Origin of the sequence: Cellvibrio sp. UBA7671 (genome assembly GCA_002483145.1) — a bacterium.
Taxonomy (GTDB): Bacteria; Pseudomonadota; Gammaproteobacteria; order Pseudomonadales; family Cellvibrionaceae; genus Cellvibrio; species Cellvibrio fibrivorans.
Genome location: DLHJ01000019.1, coordinates 230,961 through 257,210, shown reverse-complemented (window position 1 = coordinate 257,210; position 26,250 = coordinate 230,961). Strand labels below are relative to the sequence as shown.

The 26,250-nt window shown below is 48.8% G+C and carries 19 protein-coding genes; 1 reads left to right on the top strand and 18 read right to left on the bottom strand.

Annotated elements, in window-relative coordinates; all coding sequences use genetic code 11:
• Positions 1 to 19 precede the first annotated feature (19 nt).
• The 5 genes from B4E62_RS20115 to B4E62_RS20095 form a co-directional block, all read right to left on the bottom strand.
• The gene (locus tag B4E62_RS20115; protein ID WP_331353321.1) at positions 20 to 2,212 is read right to left on the bottom strand and encodes a TonB-dependent receptor; all 2,193 of its coding nucleotides are present in this window, start codon (positions 2,210 to 2,212) and stop codon (positions 20 to 22) included.
• Positions 2,213 to 2,385: 173 nt separating this feature from the next.
• Positions 2,386 to 4,749: a YfiR/HmsC family protein gene (locus tag B4E62_RS20110; protein WP_331353320.1), complete on the bottom strand. Its 2,364-nt coding sequence runs from the start codon at positions 4,747 to 4,749 to the stop codon at positions 2,386 to 2,388.
• 173 nt (positions 4,750 to 4,922) lie between these two features.
• Positions 4,923 to 6,440, bottom strand: a complete 1,518-nt coding sequence (bdpA, locus tag B4E62_RS20105) for a BAR domain-like protein A BdpA (RefSeq protein WP_310074975.1) — start codon at positions 6,438 to 6,440, stop codon at positions 4,923 to 4,925.
• Between the two features lie 64 nt (positions 6,441 to 6,504).
• Positions 6,505 to 7,437 (bottom strand): hypothetical protein, encoded by a 933-nt coding sequence (locus B4E62_RS20100; RefSeq protein WP_331353319.1) that lies wholly within the window; start codon positions 7,435 to 7,437, stop codon positions 6,505 to 6,507.
• A 52-nt stretch (positions 7,438 to 7,489) separates the two neighbouring features.
• Positions 7,490 to 7,879: a VOC family protein gene (locus tag B4E62_RS20095; RefSeq protein WP_331353482.1), complete on the bottom strand. Its 390-nt coding sequence runs from the start codon at positions 7,877 to 7,879 to the stop codon at positions 7,490 to 7,492.
• 184 nt (positions 7,880 to 8,063) lie between these two features.
• Here B4E62_RS20095 and B4E62_RS20090 point away from each other — a divergent pair, with 184 nt between their 5' ends.
• Positions 8,064 to 9,524 carry an alkaline phosphatase PhoX gene (locus B4E62_RS20090; RefSeq protein WP_331353318.1) on the top strand — a complete coding sequence of 487 codons (1,461 nt, stop codon included), beginning with the start codon at positions 8,064 to 8,066 and terminating at the stop codon, positions 9,522 to 9,524.
• A 90-nt stretch (positions 9,525 to 9,614) separates the two neighbouring features.
• On the opposite strand, the gene B4E62_RS20085 is transcribed toward B4E62_RS20090, so the two are convergent.
• From B4E62_RS20085 to ppc, 13 genes are all read right to left on the bottom strand, one after another.
• Positions 9,615 to 10,841 carry an EAL domain-containing response regulator gene (locus tag B4E62_RS20085; RefSeq protein ID WP_331353317.1) on the bottom strand — a complete coding sequence of 409 codons (1,227 nt, stop codon included), beginning with the start codon at positions 10,839 to 10,841 and terminating at the stop codon, positions 9,615 to 9,617.
• Complete coding sequence (locus B4E62_RS20080) at positions 10,838 to 11,884, bottom strand: chemotaxis response regulator protein-glutamate methylesterase (RefSeq protein ID WP_310074984.1); 1,047 nt, start codon at positions 11,882 to 11,884, stop codon at positions 10,838 to 10,840. Before B4E62_RS20080 ends, B4E62_RS20085 begins: the two co-directional genes overlap by 4 nt.
• Positions 11,885 to 11,999: 115 nt before the next feature.
• A complete protein-coding gene (locus B4E62_RS20075) occupies positions 12,000 to 12,521 on the bottom strand; it encodes a chemotaxis protein CheD (RefSeq protein WP_331353316.1) in 522 nt (173 codons plus the stop codon).
• A 4-nt stretch (positions 12,522 to 12,525) separates the two neighbouring features.
• Positions 12,526 to 13,347: a CheR family methyltransferase gene (locus B4E62_RS20070; RefSeq protein ID WP_331353315.1), complete on the bottom strand. Its 822-nt coding sequence runs from the start codon at positions 13,345 to 13,347 to the stop codon at positions 12,526 to 12,528.
• Positions 13,348 to 13,388: 41 nt separating this feature from the next.
• Positions 13,389 to 14,912, bottom strand: coding sequence for a methyl-accepting chemotaxis protein (locus B4E62_RS20065; RefSeq protein WP_331353314.1), 1,524 nt, complete (start codon positions 14,910 to 14,912; stop codon positions 13,389 to 13,391).
• A gap of 100 nt (positions 14,913 to 15,012) precedes the next feature.
• Positions 15,013 to 16,638, bottom strand: coding sequence for a methyl-accepting chemotaxis protein (locus B4E62_RS20060; RefSeq protein WP_331353313.1), 1,626 nt, complete (start codon positions 16,636 to 16,638; stop codon positions 15,013 to 15,015).
• 63 nt (positions 16,639 to 16,701) lie between these two features.
• Entirely contained in the window at positions 16,702 to 18,366 is a 1,665-nt protein-coding gene (locus B4E62_RS20055; RefSeq protein ID WP_331353312.1) for a methyl-accepting chemotaxis protein, read from the bottom strand.
• Positions 18,367 to 18,406: 40 nt separating this feature from the next.
• Positions 18,407 to 18,916: a chemotaxis protein CheW gene (locus B4E62_RS20050; protein WP_310074996.1), complete on the bottom strand. Its 510-nt coding sequence runs from the start codon at positions 18,914 to 18,916 to the stop codon at positions 18,407 to 18,409.
• Positions 18,913 to 21,108, bottom strand: a complete 2,196-nt coding sequence (locus B4E62_RS20045; RefSeq protein ID WP_331353311.1) for a chemotaxis protein CheA — start codon at positions 21,106 to 21,108, stop codon at positions 18,913 to 18,915. The genes B4E62_RS20050 and B4E62_RS20045 overlap by 4 nt, the downstream gene beginning before the upstream one ends.
• A 10-nt stretch (positions 21,109 to 21,118) precedes the next feature.
• Positions 21,119 to 21,424 (bottom strand): STAS domain-containing protein, encoded by a 306-nt coding sequence (locus B4E62_RS20040; RefSeq protein WP_310075000.1) that lies wholly within the window; start codon positions 21,422 to 21,424, stop codon positions 21,119 to 21,121.
• 57 nt (positions 21,425 to 21,481) lie between these two features.
• Positions 21,482 to 21,844 (bottom strand): response regulator, encoded by a 363-nt coding sequence (locus tag B4E62_RS20035; RefSeq protein WP_133685375.1) that lies wholly within the window; start codon positions 21,842 to 21,844, stop codon positions 21,482 to 21,484.
• A gap of 9 nt (positions 21,845 to 21,853) precedes the next feature.
• On the bottom strand, positions 21,854 to 23,110 hold the full coding sequence (locus tag B4E62_RS20030; RefSeq protein WP_331353310.1) for a methyl-accepting chemotaxis protein: 1,257 nt from the start codon (positions 23,108 to 23,110) through the stop codon (positions 21,854 to 21,856).
• 371 nt (positions 23,111 to 23,481) lie between these two features.
• Positions 23,482 to 26,097, bottom strand: coding sequence for a phosphoenolpyruvate carboxylase (gene ppc / locus B4E62_RS20025; RefSeq protein ID WP_331353309.1), 2,616 nt, complete (start codon positions 26,095 to 26,097; stop codon positions 23,482 to 23,484).
• Between the last annotated feature and the right edge of the window lie 153 nt (positions 26,098 to 26,250).

Here is a 26,250-nt window from a genome sequence, read left to right as displayed (position 1 = left end):
AGTGATAATTAGGTGGCACTCAATGGAATCTATAACTTAGCTCCAGCAAAACACTGCGCGATTCCAACAAATAATCTTCCGGAATTTCACCACTGCTTGGCTCACGCGCGTCTCTATCCGCAACGTTGCGCACGGCAATCATCAAATCCAGATTTTGCAGCACATTGGCTCTGCGCAGATTCATATCCCACAAACTGTAATTGGCGATTGGAGCGCGGTTATCACCCGGGGTTTTAAGAATTGGATCTGCCAGACGACGACTGCGGTCACCCACCCAGATATATTGGTTATGCCAATGCCAATCAGGTAAAAACTCCCAGTCCAACATTAACTTGAATTGTTTTGCTGGCGCATCCTGAACAGCGGCACCGGTGCTTTGATCACGCGCATTTTGATAAGAGTAACTGGATGCTAACGAAAAGTTATTCAGTGGTCGCCAATTCAACTCTGCCTCGTAACCATCACCTTCTTGATCGCCCGTATTTTTGGCAATTTTGTTGGTAAGGTCGGAAGGAACAAACTCAATCAGATCGGTCGCGCGATAATCAAATAATGTCAGGTTAGTTCCCACGTTTTCAGATACATAAAAATTCAATGACAATTCTGTGGTTGCTATGCGCTCCGCCCCAACAGCCGGATTCCCCAATGACACAGGATTATTTTTGCTGGCTTTTTCAGTAAATGAAGGCGCACGAAATGCGCGACCATGCATAAGTTTGGTTGTCAAGCGCTCGTTAGTTGCCCACACCAGTGCGACACGCGGATTGGTCGTTGAACCAAAATCCGAGTAATGGTCGTAACGCACTCCGCTGGTCAATTGCAAATTGCCTGTCATCTGCCACTCATCTTGCAGGGATACGTAACCGATAGTGCGCGAATAATTGGACAAAAAAGCATACTCAGTGCCGCTTACATCCTTTAAGGTTCCATCGACTATCATTTCCGATCCAGTAAGTACACCAGGACCAAAATTTTTGTGCTCGCGCGGTTCTGCAGACTGGTCGCGAGCGCCCACTGCGGCGCGCACTTGATGAGAATCCAGGCCCTTAAAGATCGCAACGTAATCCAATTGCGCATCTTCCGTTGCTCCTCCTGGTTTACCAATTAACCCCTCAGAAAATAACGTCCAGTTGGCATTAGGTTGGGCAAAGTCAATGTTGCCCTGATTGCCCTCCTGCTTGCTAATTGGCAATACTGCACCGCTGGGAAAGAGCGTAAATGTGGATTCCTGATCATAGCGAAAATAGCTGAGTCGTACGCTCTTATCCCATTCGCTATCGTCGTTATCAAAACGGTAAGTGAAGTCGGCCATCCATAAGTCGCTATCGTCACTTCCTGAGGCATCAAGCACCTGAGCAGCCCCCGCACCGACGCCAGCATCGCGCGATAACCAGTTCCAAAAATTAAATTGCCATTGTTTGCCGCTCAACGCCAGATGCGAGTCAAGTACCTCATAACGGGTAGATAAACTGCCGGGAGCCAGCGATGCTTTGGTGCCCAAGAGTGAATCGAGTGTGGATTGCAAATCGGTACTTACCCTCCGCTCGCTATCACCGTCCGATTTTTGGTAGGCCATAGTGAAGGCAATATCCACGGCTTGCCAATCGGCGGCCGTCTCCAACCACAATTCGCGCGTGCCAAAAGATCCGGATGTTGCACCCACTCGTGTTGAATCTATTGCCGATGCATCTTTAGTAATAACATTGATCACCCCCGAAAACGCATCCGCACCATAAATTGCTGAGCCTGGCCCACGGATGACCTCCACTCGTTCAATGCTGGCCGAAGGTAAGCGAAATAAGGTTGGGCGGCCACCCTGAGCGTTGTACTGGACGGGTATTCCATTCAGCATTAACAATACATGTGGGTTCAAGCCAGTGTGAATACCGCGAATGGAATACACCGAATCCAATCGGCTTAAGGATGAGAGAGACACATGTAAGCCCGGAACGGTTTCCAGTACTTCATTCAGATTGCGGGCACCCATGGCTTGGATTTCACTGGCGGAGATAACCGTTGCCGTCGCTGGAGCGCGATCAAGCGGTGTGCTATTGCCCGTAGCGATAGAAATTTCGACCTGACCCAGTTCGGCCAGCGATAGGTTGTAAAAGTCACTGGAGGAGGATTGTGCGCCCGTTTCTGCGTTAGCGCTGCCAGCCCAAAGGGCTAAAGCCAATGCAAGCGGAGTCGTTGGTGTTCTTATCACGCGCATAATGACAACCTATTCAAAAGGGCCTACGTCATTCCGCTGACAAAATCACTCGATAAACCATTAAACCTGACAGATAGCTGATCATCTAAGAAACTGGGTCTAAGCACTTTTTGCACTAAGAGTGCTTAAAGATAGTTTACCTTTGCATGAAAGCAAAGCAGATTGATGCAACTTTAGAATAGAGGTTCAGTATTTTTATGCGGTGCGAGGCGCTGGATGGCGTGTTTAAGGGTTTCGCGTCTCACCGGTTTGGTTAAATATTCTTCCGCCGGTTGGCGATTGAAACGCTTACGCTCTTCAATCATGGAAATCACAATTACAGGAATGTCGCACACATCGGGATCGGCTTTGATTCGCTCAAACAAAATCCAACCGTGCTGGTCAGGCAAAAATAAATCCAGCGTAATCACGTCGGGTTTAATCGCCTGAATTAAGCGCCAACCACTTTCCGCATCACTGGCGGTGTGCACGTTGTAGCCTTCCGCGCGAATAGTGCGCGCCATGATGTCCAGAAATGCCGGATCATCGTCGATCATCACCACCTGCTCGCCAGCGGGCGTCAACGCTGCCGGTACCGATATTTGCGGCTCATCATCGGACTTGGGTGCCTGCACCGCTGTAGGAGTGATCGGCAGTGGCAGCTCAACAATAAACTTGGAGCCCGCTCCCAAGTCACTTTCAACACGAATTCCGCCCCCCATTAGCTCGCACAACTGGCGAGTGATGGATAACCCCAGACCGCTGCCCTGGAATTTGCGTGTTGTGCCAGAATCAGCCTGTTTGAAGGGATCAAAAATGGTGGCTTGCTGCTCTTTCGAAATGCCGATTCCCGTGTCGGCAACACTGATATAAATTTGTTGCGGTTGATGGTAAGCCTTGATCCGCACTTGGCCGTTGGGAGCAAATTTAATCGCATTGCCCAACAGGTTAATCAAGATGTGCAGCAATTTTTCCGGATCGGCAACCGGCAGGGACTCACCATCATCAACATCAACCTGCAACTGTATGGCATTTTTTTCCATCAGCGGCGCAACGGTACCCAAGGCCTCCTCGACCAAACTCGACAATTTCACTTCGGTTAAATCAAGATCCATGCGGCCTGATTCAATTTTGGCCAGATCCAGCACACCATTGATCAGTTTTAACAAACGTTCACTATTGAGTATCACCCGGTTTAAATCTTTCAGGTGATGCTCGTCATCCGCCAGTTTAAGTTCTTCAATCACCACTTCGGTATAACCAATAATTGCCTGCAGCGGCGTGCGTAATTCGTGGCTCATAAGTGACAGGAATTCACTTTTTGCCTTGCTTGCATCTTCCGCTTTGCGCTTGGCAATCGCGAGCCGGTCGCGCGCAATTTGCAAGTCCTGGCTATGCGCAGCCAAACGTTGGTTATCGCGGCGTTTGATCGTGTAGGCAAACAATACGGTGATAATTAATAAGGCTCCCAAAATCACTGAGCCCCACAAATAACGCAATGCCACTTGTTGTGAGTCAACTAATTCATCAAGATCGACAATGGCATTTTTTTGTTTAAGGATGGTATTTTCTTGCGATTTAATCGTCGTATTCAAATAGGTCAGACGTTTTTCGCGCGTATCAATCTCCTGCAAAATAGTGCGCAGATGAGTCTGTTGCTCGTCCAACTCTTTGGTGCGCAGCTCTACTTCTCGCAATAGTGCTTCACGTTCTTGCTTACTGGTTTCGATTTGTGCCTGTTGGTTTTGCAGGAGTATTTTTTGCTCGGCAATTAACGCATCGCTTTTGTGGATATTTTGGTTTAACTCAGCCATTTGTCCCTGCAGGCGCGCCGTCATCTCCTCTTGCGTTTTAATCGCTTCCGTTAATTCACTGAGTATTTTTTCCCGGCCACGCAATTGTTTTTGCAGCGCAACCAGTGAGGCCTGTCCCTCGCGGTAAAGTTTGGCAACATCAATTTCAGTCCCGCCGTTTAAAATTAACTCCGGCAGCGGGGTTAAGCCATGGTTGATGATGTTGGATTTATTGACTTCAAACTTAAGGCGATCATTTTCTGTAGTGATCAGGTTTATCATCACCAGCTGCTTGTTGTTATAGGAATCAGTAACCAGCAAGACCGGCTTGCCTTCAAGCTCGTCGTAAATATCCGCGATTATTTTCGCATTCACCTGCTCAACATACACCAGATGGTAATTCGCCAGTGAGTCCACTCGATTCACCTGGTTAACGGTAATCGGCAGATCGCGCAGCTTTACCCTGTCGCGTAAAACCGCCAACTCATTCATTAATGCCGGGGAGCTTGCTCCATAGACGGCGATATCAAAAGAGGTCATGGTCGCCTGATTGGGCCACTCAATGTTTTTGGCAAAGTTGTACAAATAAGAGGCGGTAATTTTTTCCTTATTGAGTCCCTGCGCCCACGCAGGTGTGGTGCAGCAGATAAACACTATCAGGATCAGAGGGATAAACAGCAACGAAAAAACCTGCTGCCTTGCTTGCTGTGGCAGCCGAGGGCCGAGTGTAGCGATGGCTACTGACAGGAAGGGGGTTGTTAACATTGTCGTTGGTCTTATCTATTTTTAATCACTGAAGCATAGCTTGTTCATTCCGCTATTGATAGGTCTTGCAGGTTGCAGCACGGGAGTAAAATTACTCTTGCACAGAATACAAAGAGGCACCCGTAGGTGCCTCTTTTAATAACTGAACGCTAATCAAAAGTGCCGGACATAAGCTACATATAGGCTTTAGCAAATGCGGCCTTGGACTCCTGGATATAAGTGCGGACTTTTACCGCGTGGGATTCCCAGAGCCCGCGGTCTTTTTCGTCAGAGAAGGGGTTTTGGTCTTTCGCGACCGAGCGATCAAACTTGTCATAAAATGTAATGACCGACGAAGCGATTTGATTGAAGCGCTCTTTAAACACTTGGGTTTCCTCCATAGTACCAGTGGCTTTCATCATGAATTGCACGAACTCGGTATTGGAGCTGGAATGATTTTGATAGCTCTCTGCTTGCAACGTAAAGTAGCTGTTGATTTCCTCCAGCGCCGCACTGCGAATAGCTTCGTCTTTACTCATGACACGGTTGTAATTTTCCTGACCACGTCCCATACCACCGGCAATCAGTGATTCCTTTAAATGCTTGTCCAAATCTTTGCGAAATTTATCAACCTCACGCTGGATATCCATTAAATCTTTGTCCAGAGCAACCACCGTGTTTAATTCTTTTTCCACTTCTCCCAGAAAACCTTCGGCTTTGGAAAAGGTTTTTAAACCGTTTTCTTCAGCAAACTTACGTGTTTTGCGATCCACACCGGCATTTTCATAGGCCACTTTATCGAAGGTAGTTGCCACTATGGTTTTAAAGGGTTCTGCGAACGCTGCATAGGCTCCCTGGGTCATTACATTCAGGGTAGCGGTTGCTATATCACCCAGGGGTTTTAACAGCGAATCCATACGCGCCTTTTGTATGGGTGATGCCACCATCTTCACATCGCTCACTATGCCTTTAAAGGTTTGGTAACCAAGCGGGTTAGCCATCTTGCCCCGCTCTGAGGTGGCGAGTACCAGTGTCACACTGGAATAAATACCATTGGCGTATTCCAGATATTGGCGCTGCACATCGATCTGTGCAGCGTAATTTTTACCCAGCGTACGCAGCGCGTCCGCCTGCACCTGATAATTTTTGTCATCGCGTAATTTGCCCAGCACTTCTGCAATCACTTTTTCCTGATTTTTTTGCAGCGCCGTATCCAGCAGAATTTTTTCTACGCTCAGGTCATCAATCCATACCTGGCCATTGGTAATTTCAAAATCCAGACGCAAGTATTTTTTGCCAGGGTCGTCAATAGAAATACGCTTTGCATGGTATTCCGCCGAATCGTTATTACCCAAAATTTGACCAACCTGCACCCAACCACTGTCTACATTTTGGTTGGCAGCTACCAGCACATTGATTTTGTATTGGGTAGCGGGCGATGAAGTTTTGATCCAAAACTCCAGCGTACCCTGCTCACTTAAATTCACCCGCGAACGCACTGATGCCTCGCCCTGCTCTATTTGCAGTGCGCCAGTGCCCGTACGCGCCTGCTCACCGGTAAATTTTGCACCGTATATTAGCGCCCATTTTTTATGGTCGGAATCGCTTTCAAAACCGTTTTTGAAAATAACCGATTTCTGCTGGGCAAACGCCAGCGATGCCATCAGGCTGGCGGTGGATAAAACCAAAACACTCGCGATTGTTTTTAACATGGTGGTCTCGCAATCCTTAAAAAAATACATAGGTAACCGATAAAACAGCAATGAACGCTGGATGTTATTCAATAAAACCCGGGATCCGATTTTGCAAAAAATTATCCACTGCAGTTTTACGCTCACCGAGTACGCGCGCATAAGCCACGCGCTCATCAGGCAAGCGGGTTATGGAATTCAAATAGCCATTTGCGCCCCAGCGATTTGCCGCAATAGGATTAGCGATAGGATCGTTCATCGCGCGCTCGGCCGCGATAATAGTCCAGCCCTGGGCGACTAAACGATCAGCCAACGCAACGATAAAATACGCCGCCAAATCATTTTCCTGCAGCACCAGCACTTGCCGCGGAGAATAACCCAATACATTAAATGCTTTGGCGTCCTCTTGCACGAGCGACTGCGTGATCAGATCAATATAGGCTCCCTCCAGCGATGCCATATTCACTGCGCGATTGCTGCGGATTTTTTTCTGGTACAACTGATCCAGATATTGATCCACACCGCGCATGGCATTCACACCGGTAAATGCAGGGCGATAGCCGCGCTCTTGCAAAAAATCCGCAAGTTCACGCTGGATGTTGGCGTCGCCAAATTCATGCAGATAAGAAAAGTGCACATGTTTTTTATAGCCGCTATAAGCCTGCAATATGCGATTGGCTTTCATAATGCCAATTTCATACACATAGAGATCACTCTTGGTCACCAGGCTATGACCATGGCCGGCATTCACCAGCAAATGCCCTTTATCGCTATACAGCGCCAAACGCGCTTTGTCTTTTTGATCAGCACCTTTGGTTTTAATTAAAAACATCGCTTGTGGAACACCCGCCGTGGCCAGATTGCGCACCAACATTTGCGAGCGCGCCATTGCATCCAATGAAGTGGATGCTTGCAAGGTATGGTCAAACGCAATGACCAATTCGCGCGCGTGAGCCATGCCAGTACTAATCAGCCCACTGAGCAACAATAAACTACCGAGCAACCATTTTTTCAACACAGTCTTATCTCATGTAAATAGGTCGTTGGACAACATTGTTGGACAAAAAACGTTATTCCGGCAACTCATACAATTCCAACGGCAAACCATCGGGATCTTGAAAAAACGTAAAACGTTTTAAGGTGTATTCATCGATGCGAATAGGCTCTACCGAAATATTATTGGATTCCAGCCAAGCAACAGTCCGGTCAAGATCGCGCACCACAAATGCCAGGTGGCGCAAACCGCATGCTTCGGGTTGCGACGGGCGCGCGGGCGGATTGGGGAATGAAAACAATTCCAGCTGGGTGCCATCCGGTAATGCCAAATCCAACTTCCACGAGGATCGTGCCGCACGATAATGCTCGGCAATAACCTGCAGACCTAAAATAGTGACATAGAAATGTTTGGATTTTTCATAATCCGAACAGATCAAGGCTAGGTGATGAACTGCCTGCAACATGGATAACGCATTCTTCATTTCTTAACACTCACTACTCATCGCCTGATACTCGCAATGGGCGCATTTTAGTATAACCTTCACTTTACAAAAGACGACGGCTTTTACCTTTGTAAACCAGCCAGTCGTTATGCTGCCGTCATTTGGCTGTATCTTATCTGAATAAAAAAACACTCACGGATATATTATGAGTCTCTCCCGCCGTCATTTTTTACACAATGCAGGTGCCGCTGCAATCGCCCTGGCCGCCTTTCGCCATTTGCCCGCCCGGGCTGAAGCCTATGCGCGCGACCCCAAATACGGCATTGATAAATATGGTCCGCTCATTAAAGACCCGCACCAGATAATCGATTTGCCTGCCGGTTTCCACTACCAAATCATCGCGCGCACTGGCGACCCCATGAGCGATGGATTGATCATGCCCGGCGCTCCCGATGGTATGGCGGCCTTCCCCGTTGCAATGAATCCCACACAGACCGTCTTGGTGCGCAACCATGAATTGAGCTCCTCCTGGGGTGATGTGGATGCTTTCAGTGGCGATAAGAAACGGGCGAGAAACAGCGTGGGCCATAAAGCCTTTGATTTTTATCGCAACGGCTTACCGGCTAATGGCGGCACCACCACGCTCTTGTACAACCACAGCTCCGGCAAAATCGAGCGCAGCCATTTGAGCCTCGCCGGTACATCGCGCAATTGCTCAGGCGGAGCAACACCCTGGGGGTCGTGGCTCACCTGCGAAGAGACTACTTATGGCACTAAACAGGGTTTTGGCAAAGATCACGGATTTGTGTTTGAGGTTCCCGCCAGTGCGACTGAATTAGTCGCGGCAGTCCCCTTGACTGCGATGGGGCGTTTCGCCCATGAAGCCTGCGCAGTCGATATCACCACCGGCATTGTGTACCAAACGGAAGATGCCAAGGACGCGCTCTTTTATCGATTTATCCCTGCTACCCCGGGCGAATTGCACAAAGGTGGCAAACTGCAGGCGCTGGTGATCCGCGATTGGCACTCTGCCAATACCCGCAACTGGCGCGATGATGAAAAAGATTCCCACGCACGCAATGTTGTCATGCAACAAGAATTCCTGTGCGACTGGATAGACCTGGATAATGTCATCGCCCCAGAGGCTGATTTAGCTGCACGTGGCCAAGCAAAGGGCGCCGCTATTTTTGCCCGCTGCGAAGGCCTCGCCTTTGCCCTGCGCGACAACACGCAGCCACAGACGCGAGAATTATTTTTTACTGCCACCACGGGCGGCAACAAAGGCTTGGGGCAAATATGGCGCTATCAACCCAGCCCCTACGAGGGTACCGCGCGCGAACATGAAGCGCCGGGCAAACTTGAACTGACCTATGAAAGCCAGGATCGCGCCTATCTGGAAGGTTGTGACAACCTCACCATCGCCCCCTGGGGTGATTTAATTGTGTGCGAGGATAGTTATTCCGGTGAGCGCGACAACACCAATTACTTGCGCGGCCTGACACCGCAAGGGAAAATTTATACTCTGGCGATGAATGCGCATAAGAAAAAAGGTGAATTTTGCGGCGCCTGTTTCTCACCCGACGGTACTACCTTGTTTGTGAATATCCAACAACCGGGATTAACACTGGCCATTACCGGCCCATGGCAAACACTGCGCCCAGCCTGATCACTTTTCCATAAACTTTACGCATTAAAAAAATCCCGGACGCGCCGGGATTTTTTTAATGTGATTGGTCAACAAACAATATTGTATTGTTTATTTGCGCTCATGCTGCCGGCGCAATTGGCTTAATCCAGTTTTGATAAACGCCAGTAAATCATCAGGAAATAACGGTTTGGAAAAATAGTAACCCTGTACCAGATCCACGCCTAAATCATAAATTATTTTAAAATCCTCTTCCGTCTCCACACCTTCTGCAACGGTAGTGAGATTCAGATTTTTGGCGAGATCGACCGTGCTGGCTAAAATCGTCCGCTGTTGCGGCCGCGCAGCAGAGCGATGTACCAATGAGCGATCAATTTTTAATTCCGTTGCAGGCACACGCGAGAGCTGCTGCGCATTCGCAAAACCAGTGCCGTAATCATCAATCGCAATATGGAAACCTTTTAAGCGCAAGCGTGCGAGTGTGCGGATAGCGCTTGCCAATTCTCCGAGCAGCGCATTTTCCGTAATCTCAAAAGTCACGTCAGCGGGCGCTATGCCGTAATCTTCGGTGAGCTTGCACAACCACTCCACCATATCCGAATCTGCCAGTGAGAGCGGCGACAAATTAAACGCGAGATTGAAACGCAAACCGTAATTTTGCCAATTTTTTTTGTGCTGGAAAGCTACCTGCAGCAGATGCCGGGTAAGCGAATCAATCATGCCATGGCGCTCAGCCAAGGGGATAAAAACACCGGGGGAAATAGTGCCTTTGTGCGGATGTTTCCAGCGCGCCAAAGCCTCGACTCCTTTTAGCATCAACCCATGCACAGTGAGTTTGGGTTGGAATGCCAATGTCAATTCACCATTGGTAATTGCCTGCCCCAGCTCAACCGCGGTGACTTCATTCTCGGGCGCGGCTTTGGGCTCGGCGGCCTGGTTTTTTGCATCCTGGATAAAGCGCAGCAAACTGCATTCAAGCGCATCTGGCAGGAGCGGCTTTTGAAAAGTACCAAGCACATGCAAGCCGTCTGCTTCGGCCATGGTGCCGACGCTGGCAATTAAAATGGGATCTTTAGCGCTGAGGATAATGACGCTGCTCACATACTTTTTCTGCGCCATCGAACGGATTAATTCAACACCATCCATAATCGGCATTTCAAGGTCGATCAACACCACATCTACGCTGCGCGATTCGAGCACCTGCAAGGCATCAACGCCATTGGCAGCGTCATGGAGATCGCTGACACCCAAGTCCTGGCACAACTCTTTGGCGTACTGGCGCTGGGTCAAACTGTCATCAGTGACCAATACACTCAATTCGGAGATAACGGACTTCATGCCTTGCCCCCTAATACTGCGGGAATCTGGGATAAAGGCATAACTTCTTTCGCGGCACCGAGACTAATCGCCTCTTTCGGCATGCCAAAGACAACACAGGATTGCTCATCCTGCGCGATGGTTCTACAACCAACTTGCCGCATTTCCAACAACCCTCTCGCGCCATCATCCCCCATGCCCGTCATGATGATGCCCATGGCATTGCGCCCGGCGGCGCGAGCAGCAGAGCGAAACAGAACATCGACTGACGGACAGTGGCGGTTCACGCTTGGGCCGCGAAATACCTTGGCAATATACTGGGCACCCGAGCGCTGTACTTCGAGGTGATGCCCGCCCGGTGCGATGAGCACTCGCCCGGGGATCAGGCGATCACCACTCTCCGCCTCTTTTACATCCACTTCACACAAACCATCCAAACGCTTGGCAAAGGCTGCGGTAAACTTTTCTGGCATGTGTTGCACCACAGCGATACCTGGGCAAGTGCGCGGAATTTTGCTGAGGATTTCCTCCAGCGCTTGTGTGCCACCTGTTGAAGTACCAATCACGATAATCGTATCGGTAGTGGCGGTCATAGAGACCAGATCCGAGGCAGGTATTAACGGCGCCGCTTTTTTGGTATCAACCGTCGCCACCCGACGCGACACATGAGCGCCGGCTGCACCGCGCACGGTTTGCCAGAGCAAATGTTTTGCCTCCAATAAAAAATCCTTAACGCCTAATTGCGGTTTGGTAATCACATCAATAGCACCCGCCGAGAGCGCCTGTAATGTCAACTCGGCACCCTTCTCCGCCAGCGACGAACAAATAATTACTGGCGTAGGTTTTTCATGCATCAGCTGGCGCAAGAAAGTCAAACCGTCCATGCGCGGCATTTCAATATCCAGCAAAATCACATCGGGCCATTTTTTTTGCATTTGCTGTTGGGCAAAAATGGGGTCCGACGCAGTAGCATAGACATTAATGTCCGGCGCTTCATTGAGCACGCCACTGAGCACTTGGCGCACAACCGCTGAATCATCCACTACCAACACATCAATTGTCATAATCTCTCAACTTTTCAGCGCGTTTTAAGTATCAATCGACTCAGCTACCAGAACACTTGCACCGGCGATGCTGCAATTTATAAAGTATTGTCGATCAAACCGTTATTTCAATCATTCAAGGCTGATTCATCTGATAATGTTTTAACTGAATTTCACCGGTGGGTATAACCAACATTAACGAGCGGGAAATAGAGCCCCCCACATCGACGTGGAGAGGCTTGAGCTTTTCGCGTATTAGCCATTGGCGCGCATAAGCAATATTGTCGAAACCAATCGAGGTTGGCGTACTGTAGGCAAACATATCGCCACCGCCAAATATGCCGAGTTGGAATTCATTCATATCAGCATAGGCTTGCATCGAGCGTTTCATTTGTTCCAGAGCGTTATTGGCATAGCGACAATCACCTGCAATCATTCGCTGCTGGCTAGGCCCGCCACCCGCCGCAGGGGTATTTTTTTTATTTGGCTCAATGGCCAATAAGTAATGGCACATACCACCAATTTTGAGTGCCGGATGCCACGCGGTTAACGCAACACAGGAACCCAACACGGTATGCAAACGCTCGTATTCAACACCGAAGTACCACTCGCCAGGATGTATGCTGTGCAATGGTTTGATAACCGTCGCGACGGCCATAGGTTCACCGCCCAGCCAAACGGTAAATGGCAGGTTTTACCGGCGTAAAACGGGTACTGATACCATGCAAACTTTCGGAATGGCCAACAAACAATATCCCTCCTGGATTTAATTTATCGGCAATCCGCTCCAAAATTTTTGACTTGTTGTCATTCTCGAAATAAATCAATACATTGCGCAAAAACACAAGATCGAATTTTCCAATATCGGGAAAATCCTCATGCAAATTCAATGTAAAAAATTGCACTGCATCGCGCAACTCGGCAGTTACGCGCACATTACCTTGCTGGGGGCCAACACCTTTCCGGCAAAACCGGCGTAAATATTCAGGTGGAATATTTTTTACACGCATATCTGGATAAATACCAATTTTTGCTTGTTCAACTACAGTGCGGTTTACATCCGAACACAATAGTTCCCATTCACTGGGGCAGCGGTCGCGCAATACCATAGCGATACTGTAAGGTTCCTCACCGGTGGAAGAGGCTGCACTCCACACTCGGAAATTGGTACCCGGCCGCAATTTGGGCAGAATCTCTTCCTGCAAATAATCAAAATGTTTTTGCTCGCGAAAAAAATAGGTTTCGTTAGTAGTAATCAGTTCCAGCGCAATATTCAACTCGCCTTTGCCTTGAGGGCTCTGGATCAAGCGATAATAATCGCCAAAGCCTTTAACCTGACACGCCTGCAAACGCTTCCACAAACGATTACTTAACAACGCTTTTTTTTGTGCAGGTAAAAAAATCCCCAACTTATCCTGAATTAACTGCTGAAATAACTGGAACTCTTTATCTGAGGGGATAGGTGTTGCGCTGTCCATTTCCATAGCGTGACTCATCATTATTTACTTTTATCAGCACAGTTCATTTAATTCGTCCTGCGCTGTTTATCGCCAACCAATTTGAAATAAGTCATCGACTCCTGCAAACGCAGCGCCTGCGCACTCATCTCTTCCGACGTTGAACTCAACTCTTCAGATGCCGCTGCATTTTGCTGAAGGGTTTGACTGACTTGGCCAATTGCCAAATTGATCTGATTAACACCGGTAGTCTGCTCGCCTGAAGCCGCGGCTATTTCCTGAATTAAATCGGCAGTCTTGCGAATGGCGGGTACCACCTCTTGCAATAATTTTCCCGCACTATCCGCTTGTTTTACTGAATCGGTGGCGAGCGTACCTATTTCTTGCGCGGCTCGCTGACTGCGCTCAGCCAATTTGCGTACTTCCGATGCAACTACCGCAAACCCGCGCCCATGCTCACCGGCGCGTCCTGCTTCAATTGCCGCATTGAGCGCAAGCAAATTCGTTTGGTAGGCGATGTCATCAATCACACCGATTCGCTCGGCAATTTTTTGCATTGCATCCACAGTTCCTACCACCGCAGCACCACCAGAAGCAGCATCGTTCGCCGCCTTCTGTGCCATCCCATCGGTGACACGGGCATTTTCATTATTTTGTGCAATTGAGGCTGCCATTTGTTCCATCGAGGCTGATGTTTCTTCCACACTGGCTGCCTGCATAGAGGCACCTTTTGCAAGCGATTGCGCAGTTGCATTCACCTCTTCCGACGCTGAAGAAAGTGAATCTGCGGAAGAACGTACTTCCGCAATAATTTGCCCCAGTTGTTTACACATATTATCGACACTGGCTAGCAGTGAGCGATCATCGCCTGCGCGCAACTCAATCGCCACATCCAAATTGCCATCAGCTACCTGACTAACCACACTCGCGGTGTAAGCAGGCTCGCCACCCAAAGTGCGGAATAGATCGCGAAAGATATAAATTAACACGCCGAGAATAAATGCAATGGCCACCAATAAAATAATGCCGAAGGTGCGTAATGATGCGGAATAAAGGCGTGCAATTTCTTCATCGGTGCTGATGACCAATTGATTAAATTGCTCGCTCATTTGCTCTGATACCACGAGAATATTGGCGCCCAGAGCCGACACAATTCCCGCCGCACGTCCATCCACCTTCAAACCGGTAGCAGGGTCATTAAAATCAAACCGCTGCAGTGCGCGATTGTACCGGTCGAGCACACGGTCGTACTCTGCCAAAAAGTAAGTGAGCTCCTCAGAGTTTTGTCCTAATTTTTCCTGCAGCGCAATACCGGATTTTAAATTGGTTTTAACTTTTTCAGTGGACGCATTAAACGCTTTCAAATAGCGCTCATACTGGGACTTTTCATTGCCACTGATCATGATGTTTTTCCACGCTTGAATCTGGATGCGCAACTGCAGCGAGGAACTATCAACAGCAGAAAGCAAATCCGATTGCATCTGGATTTGTGTGAGCTTTTCATCAACCGTGGTGTTGTATTTTTGTAGCTGAAAAAGTGCAGACGCACCCAAACCAACCAAGCCGAGCATAATCAGGCAGGTCAGAATCATAAGCTTTGCTTTTAGACTGAGTTTGCTGAACATAAGCTGGCATCCTGTTTTATTTACCGACCGGATTAACTGTGGTTAGCAAAGAATAAGCAATTGTCTCTTAGGAATAGCGTACAAAGTCTTTATCCAGATCGTCATCACTCAGCATTTTCTTATCCGCTTTTTTGCGCGGTTGCGGCTGAGACTGAACATTGGCTTTTGGTGCGCGAGAATAAGAAGGGCGTGAATCCTGGTTACTCAGAGTGAAATAGCTCACGGCCTCTTGTAGACGCAATGCCTGTGAACTGAGTTCTTCTGACGTAGAACTTAATTCTTCGGCAGCAGCAGCATTCTGTTGCATGGTTTGGCTAACTTGACCAATAGCAGCGTTAATTTGATTAACACCCGCTGTTTGCTCAGTAGACGCGGCCGCAATTTCTTGCACCAAATCGGCGGTCTTGCGAATCGAGGGAACCATCTCTTGCAGGAGTTTGCCCGCGTTATCAGCTTTGCTTACCGTTTCACCCGCGAGCGAACCAATTTCCTGTGCAGCAACCTGGCTTCGCTCAGCTAACTTGCGTACCTCTGAAGCCACCACTGCAAAACCGCGCCCGTGTTCCCCGGCACGCCCTGCTTCAATAGCAGCATTAAGTGCGAGCAAATTTGTTTGGTAGGCAATGTCATCTATTACCCCAATACGGTCGGCGATTTTTTGCATAGCCTCGACAGTACTTGCCACTGCTGAACCACCAGTAGCCGCATCGATAGCCGCCTTTTGGGCCATTCCGTCAGTGATACTGGCGTTCTCATTGTTTTGCATAATGGAGGCAGACATTTCCTCCATTGACGCAGATGTTTCCTCCACACTTGCGGCCTGCACTGATGCGCCTTTTGCAAGTGATTGCGCCGTTGCGTTGACTTCTTCCGATGCAGAAGCCAAAGCATCGGCAGAACTGCGCACCTCACCTAACACTTGCGACAAGGTATTGGACATTTCGCGGATCGCCGCCAACATGCTGGAGCTATCACCTTGTCTGGTATTCACTTGCACAGTTAAATCACCCTCGGCGATTTTTGCTACAACAGCAGCGGCATAGTCTGGCTCACCACCCAATTGGCGCAGTAGATTCCGCGCAATGAAAAAACCAATTGCAGCAATTGCCAATAAAGTAACCACAGAGATAATGATGGAATAAGTCGTTGCCTGTGATTTAGTAGCTAACGCCAGATTTTTGGAATTTTCTGCTATCTCCATATTGTAAACAGCATGATTTTCAATTGCTGCAGACGCTGCCAATGCATCGGGTGTTGCAACCTCTAACAAATCCCGAGCCACCTCCAATTGATTTTTTTCTGAAGCGGCTAAGATTGCAGGAACATGTGATAGGTAACGATCAAAACTCTTAATATTTTCTTCCAATAGCTTACGGTCTTTTTCATCAGCAAGCATGGTTTCATATTCTTTAAATCCCTCTCTAACCTTGGCAATTGCATCATTCATACTTGCTTCAAGCTTTTCCGATTGAGTGGTATCGGTATTGAGAATGTGACGATTAAGGCGGATACGCGTACGGTATACATTGTTTTGTATTTCCGATAATAAGTGCATACTGGGAATAACATTTTCGTTACTGTAATTCGTCTGCTCAAAGACAGTATTGATTTGCACTTGCGCAGCACCAGCCAGAATAATAATTCCCAGCAATGCAGTAGCCACCAACAGCAGCATTTTTTTTGCGACAGTCATTTTCTAACTCCATTAACATCCATTGATCGCTTTGCCTAATAATTAAATCAAGCCGTTTCGTTGTCAGTTGTAACGTACAAAATTTTTATCTAATTCATCATCATTTACAGGATTCGTTTTATGGCTAACAGATTTCGGCTTATTACCTGCTGATGGCTTTTTATTGGCGGGTTGAATAGTTTTTTTAGCACGATGGTTATCAAGCGTAAAATAGGTCATGGATTCCTGCAGGCGAATAGCTTGTGCACTCATTTCCTCAGATGTGGAGCTTAATTCTTCAGAAGCGGCGGCATTTTGTTGTAGTGTTTGGCTTACCTGACCAATCGCGCCATTAATTTGGGCAACACCAGCGTTTTGCTCAGAAGAGGCAGCCGCAATTTCCTGTACCAAATCAGCCGTTTTGCGAATGGCAGGAACCATATCCTTGAGCATGGTTCCCGCTAATTCAGCACGCTTAACTGTATCCAGTGCGAGTGTGCCAATTTCTTGCGCAGCTACCTGGCTGCGCTCAGCCAACTTGCGAACCTCTGATGCCACTACTGCAAATCCGCGCCCATGCTCTCCTGCGCGCCCGGCTTCAATTGCAGCGTTTAATGCGAGCAAATTGGTTTGGTAAGCGATGTCATCAATCACACTGATACGCTCCGCAATTTTTTGCATAGCTTCTACAGTACCCATTACCGCCTCACCGCCTGTAGCAGCATCACGTGCCGCTTTTTGAGCCATGCCATCAGTAATTTTGGCGTTTTCACTATTTTGCGAAATGGAGGCAGACATTTGCTCCATAGATGCAGAGGTTTCTTCAACGCTTGCCGCCTGAACTGATGCACCTTTAGCAAGGGACTGTGCAGTCGCATTGACCTCTTCAGAAGCAGATGAAAGTGCATCGGCCGAACTGCGTACATCGCCAATAATTTCAGCAAGCTGTTTGCTCATATTGGCCACACTCGCGAGCAGCGAACTCTTGTCGCCGTTTTTGAGTTGGATATCAATATTAAGATGCCCGTCAGCCACTTGCGAAACCACACTCGCGGTATAGGCAGGCTCGCCACCAAGGAGTTTAAACATATCGCGGAATATAAATATCATTATTGCAATAATAATGGCCGATGCACCGAGGCAAATGATCAACAGCAGGCGCACGGTGTCGTTATAAATATTTTCAGTCTTCACATCCGAATCATGTAAAAACTGATCGAATCCAGCAGTAGTAAAATCTGCCAGTTCCTGCATTTGTTTGCTGGTTTCGCGATCCATACCGCTCACCAGTTTATCAACCACTTTTCCTGTGCCGGGATTTTCCTGATCATAACTTTTTAGAGCTTCGCGATAATTTTTCCCCAGCTGCACGTGCTCCTTCTGTAATAGGATTACCGCCTCAGTTGGAACCCCCTCTTCCTTTTGTAGCGCCAGTGCAGCAGAGAGATGCTTCTGTACGATTTCTTCAGACTTGATAAAACCATCAACATATTTGGTAAATTGTTCAGCGTCGTTGCCACGGATAAGAATATTTTTCCATTCTTGCACTTGGGTCTTGAAATTAATTGCCGCCGCTTGAATTTCGGCCAATATATCCGAGCGCCGTTGACTATGGGTGGCAGTATCATCCACGACGGCATTATAGGAGCGGATTTGCACATAGGCGGTAATCCCCAATGTAGATAAGCCAAGCACAATCAACGCGCTAAGCAATAATATTTTAAACTTCAAGGTGGGGTTGCTGAACATTACTAATCCCTCAAAAATTCTGAATTATTAACGGGAAGGGTTATTGCAACTGTGCTTCAACCAAATGAGCAAGCTCGCGGATAGACAAGGCGTTATTTGCGTCCAGCAATACCACAAACTCATCCTCTCGCTTGGCAATGCCCTGGATAAAATCGGCGCGGATATTGGCACCAAAAGAAGGGGCATCTTCAATATTTTCATCATTCATTTCGATCACTTCACTGACCGAATCAGCAAGCAACCCGAGCACATGGTTCTGTTCATTGTTTTGCAACTCAACTACAATAATGCAGGTTCGCTTTTGCACCTCGATTGATTTACGCCCCAAGCGCACTGCCAAATCAATAACCGGCACCACCTCACCACGCAGGTTAATAACCCCGCGCAAAAAATTGGGCATTAACGGCACTTCGGTGATGCCGCTGTACTCAATAATTTCGCGGGTTTGCGACAACTCCAACCCGTAGTTTTCATTACCAATGCGAAAGGTCAGGTACTGCTTGATGACTTCTACTGATTGAGTCTTTTTTTGTCTGCTTGGCTGGTTCATTCTTCCTGCTCCTGCGCACTTACCAAAAAGGCATTGTTGCGTAAATGTTCGCGATTAATTGCAAACCCGATTAACTGTTGGATATCCAGAATCAAGGCTACTGCCCCTGTACCCAAAAGACTGGAGCCGCCGATGCCTTTGAGTGCTTGAAAAATAGGCCCCATAGGTTTTACGACGGTTTGAATTTCGCCGTGCAGTTCATCAACCACTATGCCCGCACGTTTTTCACCAAATTGCACCACCACAATTTTTTCGCGACTGTGGTCTTTGGGCTGCAGTGAAAAAATTTCACGCAAGCGAATGTAAGGCACTTGCTCGCCACGCAAATTAACGCAATTCTGGCCTTGCACATGACTCAAGGAATTTAAATCCACACATTCAAGAATGGTGTTTTGCGGCACAATAAAATCAATATGGCCAGCCGTGACGTGGAAGCCATCAATGATTGCGAGGGTCAGGGGCAAACGAATACTAAAACTGGTACCCACGCCAATTTCACTTTCGATTTCAATGCCACCCTGCAACTCTTCAATATTGCGTTTGACCACATCCATGCCCACACCGCGGCCGGACAAGTTGGTCACCTGCTCAGCAGTGGACAAACCGGGATGGAAAATTAATTGGAACAACTCCTGACGCGAGAGATGGATACCCTCCTCCAAAATCCCATTGGCAATGGCTTTTTTGCGGATGCGCTCCACATCCAAACCACCACCGTCATCGTGGATGCCAATCACAATATTGCCCGCGTCATGACGCGCGGTAAGTTTGATGGTGCCGGAATCGGGTTTGCCGCGCGTTTGCCGCACTGCAATGGCTTCGATGCCGTGATCCATTGCATTGCGTACAATATGCATTAGTGGATCATTTAATTTTTCCACCATGGATCTATCCAGCTCGGTTTCCGCGCCTTCAATTTCCAGCTCGATTTCTTTGCCAATGGATTTGGCCGTATCGCGCACAACGCGTTTGAATTTTTGGAAAGTATCGCCAATCGGAACCATGCGTAAGGTGAGCGCCGCATCGCGGATCGCCTCAGTAAAGTTACCCATGGAAGTAACCGCTTCGATCAATGTTGGGTTACCCATTTTTGATGACAGCAAATCAACGCGCTGGCGATTAATAACCAATTCGCCAATTAAATTAATCAAAACATCCAAACGCTCGGCATCAACACGGATAAAACGATTTTCACCGCTGGTCTTTTTCTCGCTGATTTTCTTTTGCTTATCGAGCGCTGCGTTGACAATTTCGGGGGCGATCGATTGTTCTTCAATAAGAATATCGCCCAACATCCCCACCGCACCGGTGGTTTTTGCCTGCTGTTTTTGCGTTGCCAATGCAGCATCTAATTCCTGAAAGCTAATCGCATGGCTTTTTACCAAAATTTCTCCTAAGCGCTGGGTATTTTCAGGCAGGGACTTAATCAAATTGACATAGGCTTCGATATTGCTGCGCGGCGGAATCAATTTGAGATCCGAGTCGTCGCGCACAAACATAAACGCATCTTCAATTTGTTGCTGCGAGGCATTGCTTACCAGGGTAATTTCAAAACCGAGATACAGCTGCTCTGGATCGTAATCGTTATATTCGGGCAAGTGGTCGGTGATGGTGGTGATATGGGTAATGTCACCTAATGTGCGCAGAAAACGTAAAATAGACAGAGGATCCATGCCATTGCGTAACAAATCTGGCCCCAAGCGCACTGAGATATGCCAGGCATCGTGATTGGCCTCAGCACCACTACTTTTTTTCGGCGATGCGCCGATGACAGGTACACTGGCCACAGCAGGTTGTGGTACTGCTTCCAACCAAGGTTGCAATGAATCAAGTAGTGCTTTGCCTTGCGCAAGGCATTCTGCATCGTTTTCCTGTTCCTGCCGCGCATTTTCCACCAACACTGCGATGTGATCGCGACACGGCAAAAAAATACTCAGCAAATCGCTGGTGATGACAATTTTTCCGTCGCGCGCGCGATCCAATACGTTTTCCACAATATGCGTAAAACTGACAATATCATCCAACCCAAATAAACCGGCCGAACCTTTGATCGTATGTGCTGCACGAAAAATTTCATTGATGGTTTCCATATCCTTATCACCCTCATCCAAACGCAGCAATGCCGCCTCCATGGAGCTGAGCAAATCATCCGCTTCGGCGAAGAAGGTCTGTAAGGCACCGTCAAGATTCATAGTGGATTCCTTATGATTCCATAGCAAATTGGGTATTTACATCCAACGCAGTCAACACACTTTCTACAGATTCATTGCTCTTGGTAATAAATAATGGGCGGTGTACCGAAGCAAAAAACTTTTTCGCGAATAGCAGCAGCTGCACTCCCGCAGTATCTATTTCACCGACAGCGGCCAAATCCAGCGCGACCTTATCAGCCAATTTTTCATAATCGGCAAATAATTCGTCTTTGATATGGGCGACGTAATAAATAGTGAGGTCGCCTTCAAATATTAGCGTGGTTGTGTCCTTGCTCTTTTTGCGCGAAATATTCATGGCCTACACCTATTAAAAAAATCCTGTAAAAGAGAGTCCTATAAAATAGAGCTCCTATCAAATCAGCATGGAAACTGCTTGTAACATTTGTTCAGGGCGGAAGGGTTTAACAATCCAGGCTTTTGCACCTGCAGCTTGGCCTTCGCGCTTTTTCTCTTCTGCACCTTCCGTCGTGAGCATGATCACCGGGGTAAATTTGTAGTTGGCTTTTGTTTTCATTTCTTTCAAAAAGGTAATGCCATCCATATTGGGCATATTCACATCCGAGATCACCAAATTGATTTTTTGCCCATCCAATTTGGTTAGTGCATCTTTGCCATCACTGGCTTCAACAACGGTATAACCAGCACCGCGGAGCGCAATGCCCACCACTTGCCGCACGCTGGCAGAATCATCTACGACGAGAATTACTTTGGACATTCACTACTCCTAAAAAAACGTGATTTCTGAATTGTTTGAACCTTTGGCTTGTGCTCCGCTGCCGCGATGCACATCAACCTGCTCTAGTGTGGTATAAGTTTTTTGCAGAGAACGCAGCCATTCACCGGTATCAATGGCAATCACCGGCTCACCGTGGCGCAAGCGGGTTTCCTGATCGGCAATCGCACCAACCAGTTTTTCCATATCATCAATGACGTGCCCCAGGATTTGGCTGACGCGATCCTGGAATTGCAAATTCACCAGCACCTCTTCAACACTCGATTGAACCGCTGCACTCTCCTGTTCCAAGACGTGTGCTGACTGCAAAATATGTTCACTGGAGTGCTGGAATTGTTCGAGCACTTGCGCGATGGAAGTTTCTGATTTTGTTAAGCGGGAATTATCTTCAGCAGCGTATTCAGCAGTTCTGTCCAATGTTGTTTGCAACGCAGAATTGACTTGCTCGATACGGCGACCAATACGTGCACCAGTTTCACCCGAGCGGGTAGATAGTGTGCGCACTTCATCAGCCACCACTGCAAACCCGCGCCCGTATTCACCAGCGCGCGCCGCTTCAATGGCAGCGTTAAGCGCTAGCAAATTAGTTTGCGATGCAATGCCCGCAACCTCTGCACTCATCCCACTCAGTTCAACCGTGATTTTGGAAAGGCCGGAAATTTCTGTTAGCAACTCATCGCGCTGATCAATGGCCTGACGCAGAGTGTGGGTGATTTGGCTTAATTCGTCGTTGGCGAAATGAATCACCCCGCCCAATCCGTTATCGCCTTTCATGCTGCTGGCAGTAGACGATGAACTGGCCACCGCCGCTTGCAAGCGCTGATGGATATCGGAAAAACGCCCCACCAATTCGGTGATACTGCCTTCCAGCTGATGCCGCGCCAATTCAGTTTGGCGCTGCCACAGCGGCAGGATTTCTTTCAGTAAATGCTGGTAGTTTTCCAGCAGCGGCCGATACATTTGCGCGAGTTGTTGCCCGCTTTGCGCTTGCGCCAAGGCCATCTGGGTATCGCTCTCGCGCTTTGCCGCTTGTAAGACTTGCACTCCGGCAATTACCGCAGCAGACAATAGGGCTAACAGCAATAACGCCTTCCAGACCATCGACAATTCTGCAAGCGAAAGCAACAAGAGCGCAATCAAGCCCATAACTGCGATTGCCCCAATCACCACGACCTGTGATGAGCCGCGCTGCGTATGTGTAAGTGGGTAAGAAACGGGAGAGTTCCCGTGGAAGTAGCTGCTATTCATGGGTTGTATCCGTCAAATTCAATAGCAAAAACGCAGGATGTTGTAGGTCGTTATCCCTGCACACTTTGCTGCCATATGGGTTAACTAGGTATAGACGGGGTTTATATAGGTGTCAAAGAGGCTACTTTGAGTGAAATTACTCAGGACGACGCGGACTTAACACGGAAAATTGACGGCTCTATTCATGCTATTTCTTCGCAAAAAATCTGCTGGGTTTCGTGTTGGGGCACATAAAAAAACAGCGCAATGGAAAGATTCCATTGCGCTGTTTTTTGTTATCGATGGGAAATCGATTTGTAAAGAGAAGAATATAGAGACAACAGGCACTCCAGCCCCGCTAAAATACGGAGCCGGCAGCAACCACAAGCCGATCAACCCGTATTGCGCATACCCGCCGCGATACCAGCCATAGTTACCTTGAGTGCACGCTCAAGATCCGGGCTGATGGTTTCACTGCTGCGATAGCGCTTGAGCAACTCAGCCTGCAAGTAGTTCAGTGGATCGACATAAGGTTTACGCACTTCCAGCGATTGGCGCAGCATAGGGTCATCGTTCAACAACACATCCTGCTTTTTCATCTTGTTGATCAGGCCTTCGAGCGCTTTCAAATCGCCGCGCAATTCCTGACCCAAGCCACGATACTCCACCGGCACCAACTGCTCTTCGTAATAGGTACAGATAGGGCCGTCGGCCTTGCCGATCACCATTTCCAACAGATCGAGGAAGCTGGAGAAAAATGCCCAGTTGCTGACCATATCTTCCAGCAGCGCCGGGTCATGTTGCATCGCATATTCAAATGCCTGACGGGTACCCAGCCAAGCTGGCAGGTTCAGGCGCACTTGCGTCCAGGCGAATACCCAGGGAATGGCACGCAGGCTTTCTACACCGCCGGTGGATTTACGTTTGGCCGGGCGGCTGCCTAACGCCAGCAAGCTCAACTCTTGCTCGGGAGTCAGGTTGCGGAAGTAAGGAACGAAGTCTTTGTGACCGCGAACAACTGCGCGATAAGCCTCAAGACTCGCCTTGCCCATCCGTTCGATCAGATCGCGCCACTCGGGTTTAGGTGCAGCGTTAGGCGCCATAGTCGCGCGCATAGTCGCCACGACATAAGAGGAAAGGCTGCTGAAGGCTACACGCGGCAAACCAAACTTGTAGCGGATCATCTCGCCCTGTTCGGTTACGCGGATACGGCCTTTGACCGAACCCGGCGGTTGCGATGCCATAGCTTTTTCTACCGGGCCGCCGCCGCGACCAACAGTACCGCCACGGCCGTGGAAAAGCACCAGGGATACATCGAATTTATCGGCCAGGGCGACCAGTTTTTCCTGCGCTTTATATTGCGCCCAGGTTGCCGCCAGCTTGCCCGCATCTTTAGCGGAGTCGGAGTAGCCGATCATCACAGTTTGCTGCTGCGCAGAATACTGTTGATACCACTCCAGGTCCCACAAGCGCTCCATCACAATCGGCGCGCGGTCAAGGTCGTCAAGGGTTTCAAACAGCGGCACAATCGGCATATTCCAGGTCATGCCGCACTCTTTGAGCAAGAGGGCAACAGCCAGAACGTCTGATGGCTGCTGCGCCATGGAAATCACATAGTGCGAGAGAATTTCTCGCGGCTCTTGCGCCACTACGCGGCAGGTTGCCAGGACTTCAGCAGTTTCGTCGCTCATTGGCCAACTAATCGGCAAGAGCGGACGCTTACTGGTGAGAGATTCCAACAGGAAAGCCTGACGTTGTTCTTCCGGCCACTCGCGGTATTCGCCAATGCCGAGGTATTGCACCAACTCATCAATCGCCTGCACATGGCGGTCGCCATCCTGACGGATATCGAGCGGCACAAGGTTGATGCCGAAGCAGTGAATACGGCGAATCGTATCGACCAGCGGACCATTGGCAATATGCGGTAAACCAACCTCGTTAAGTGAGCGGAAGCAGAGCATTAAAGGGGACAACAAATCTTCGCGGCTGGTGATTAGGTCAACCGGCACTTCTACCGAACGGCCTTGCAAGCGCGCTTCTGCCCACTCCAAAGTGGATTGGATACGGCGACGAAGATCAAACATCACATCGCGATACGGGGTGGTACTGTCGGGGTACTGGGCGCGCAACTCATCGCTCGCCTCGATCATACTCAGGTCGCCACCCAGGCTGTAGACATCGCGCGAATAGAGTTCAGCGGCCATCCAGCGGCCTAGCAACAACACTTCGCGGGTAATTTTGTGGGTTACATTCGGGTTGCCGTCGCGGTCGCCGCCCATCCATGAATAGAACTTGATGGGGCGGATATCCACCGGCAGCGACTCGCCCAAATGGCGGGTGCACATGCGATCCAAGTGGCGGATAAAGTCCGGCACTGCCTGCCAGAGGCTGTTTTCAATTACCGCAAAACCCCATTTGGCTTCATCGACGGCGGTTGGGCGAGTGGTACGGATTTCGTCGGTAGCCCAGATCTCTTCCACCAAACGGTGTAAGCGGCCGCGTAGTTTGTCTTGCTCGAAGGTCAGCAAGCTGCCGTTTTGGCGATCGGCAAGAGTATCGACGATTTGGTCGTACTTGCGAATCAGGGTGCGGCGGGTGACTTCAGTCGGATGTGCCGTGAGTACCAATTCAATCCGCAGCTTGTTGATAATCTCGGTCAGGGCGTTTTTGCCGTGTACTTCGGCAAACTCCTGAATCATGGTTTGCAAACTGTCATCGCGCTCGGCTTCAGCGCTGGAGAAGTACTCCTGGTCGGCGATGTTCGCCAGGTTCAGGAATTGGTTAAAGGCGCGCACTATTGGCAGGATGTTCTGGTCATCCAGGCTGCTCAGCATCGCCACCAGCGGGGCAGAATCACCATTCTCCGCTTTGGTGATGGCCTTACCCAACTTGCGAATACCTTCTACCTTGGTAAACAGTTCTGCACCTTCGTGGGCATGAATCGTCTCACCTAAGAGCTCCCCCAGCAGGCGGACATTTTCGCGCAGGGTTTCAGGCAGCTTTAACATTGGGTTTCTCCAACAAATCGAGGGATTAAAAAACGCACAAGCGAATCACCAAAAGCGGGCGGCATTCTACGCCATCACCCCTTTTATGGGTAGAAAATGGCAGCAGGAATAGCTTACTTAATGATAAAAACTCGCGTTATAGAATTATTCGGG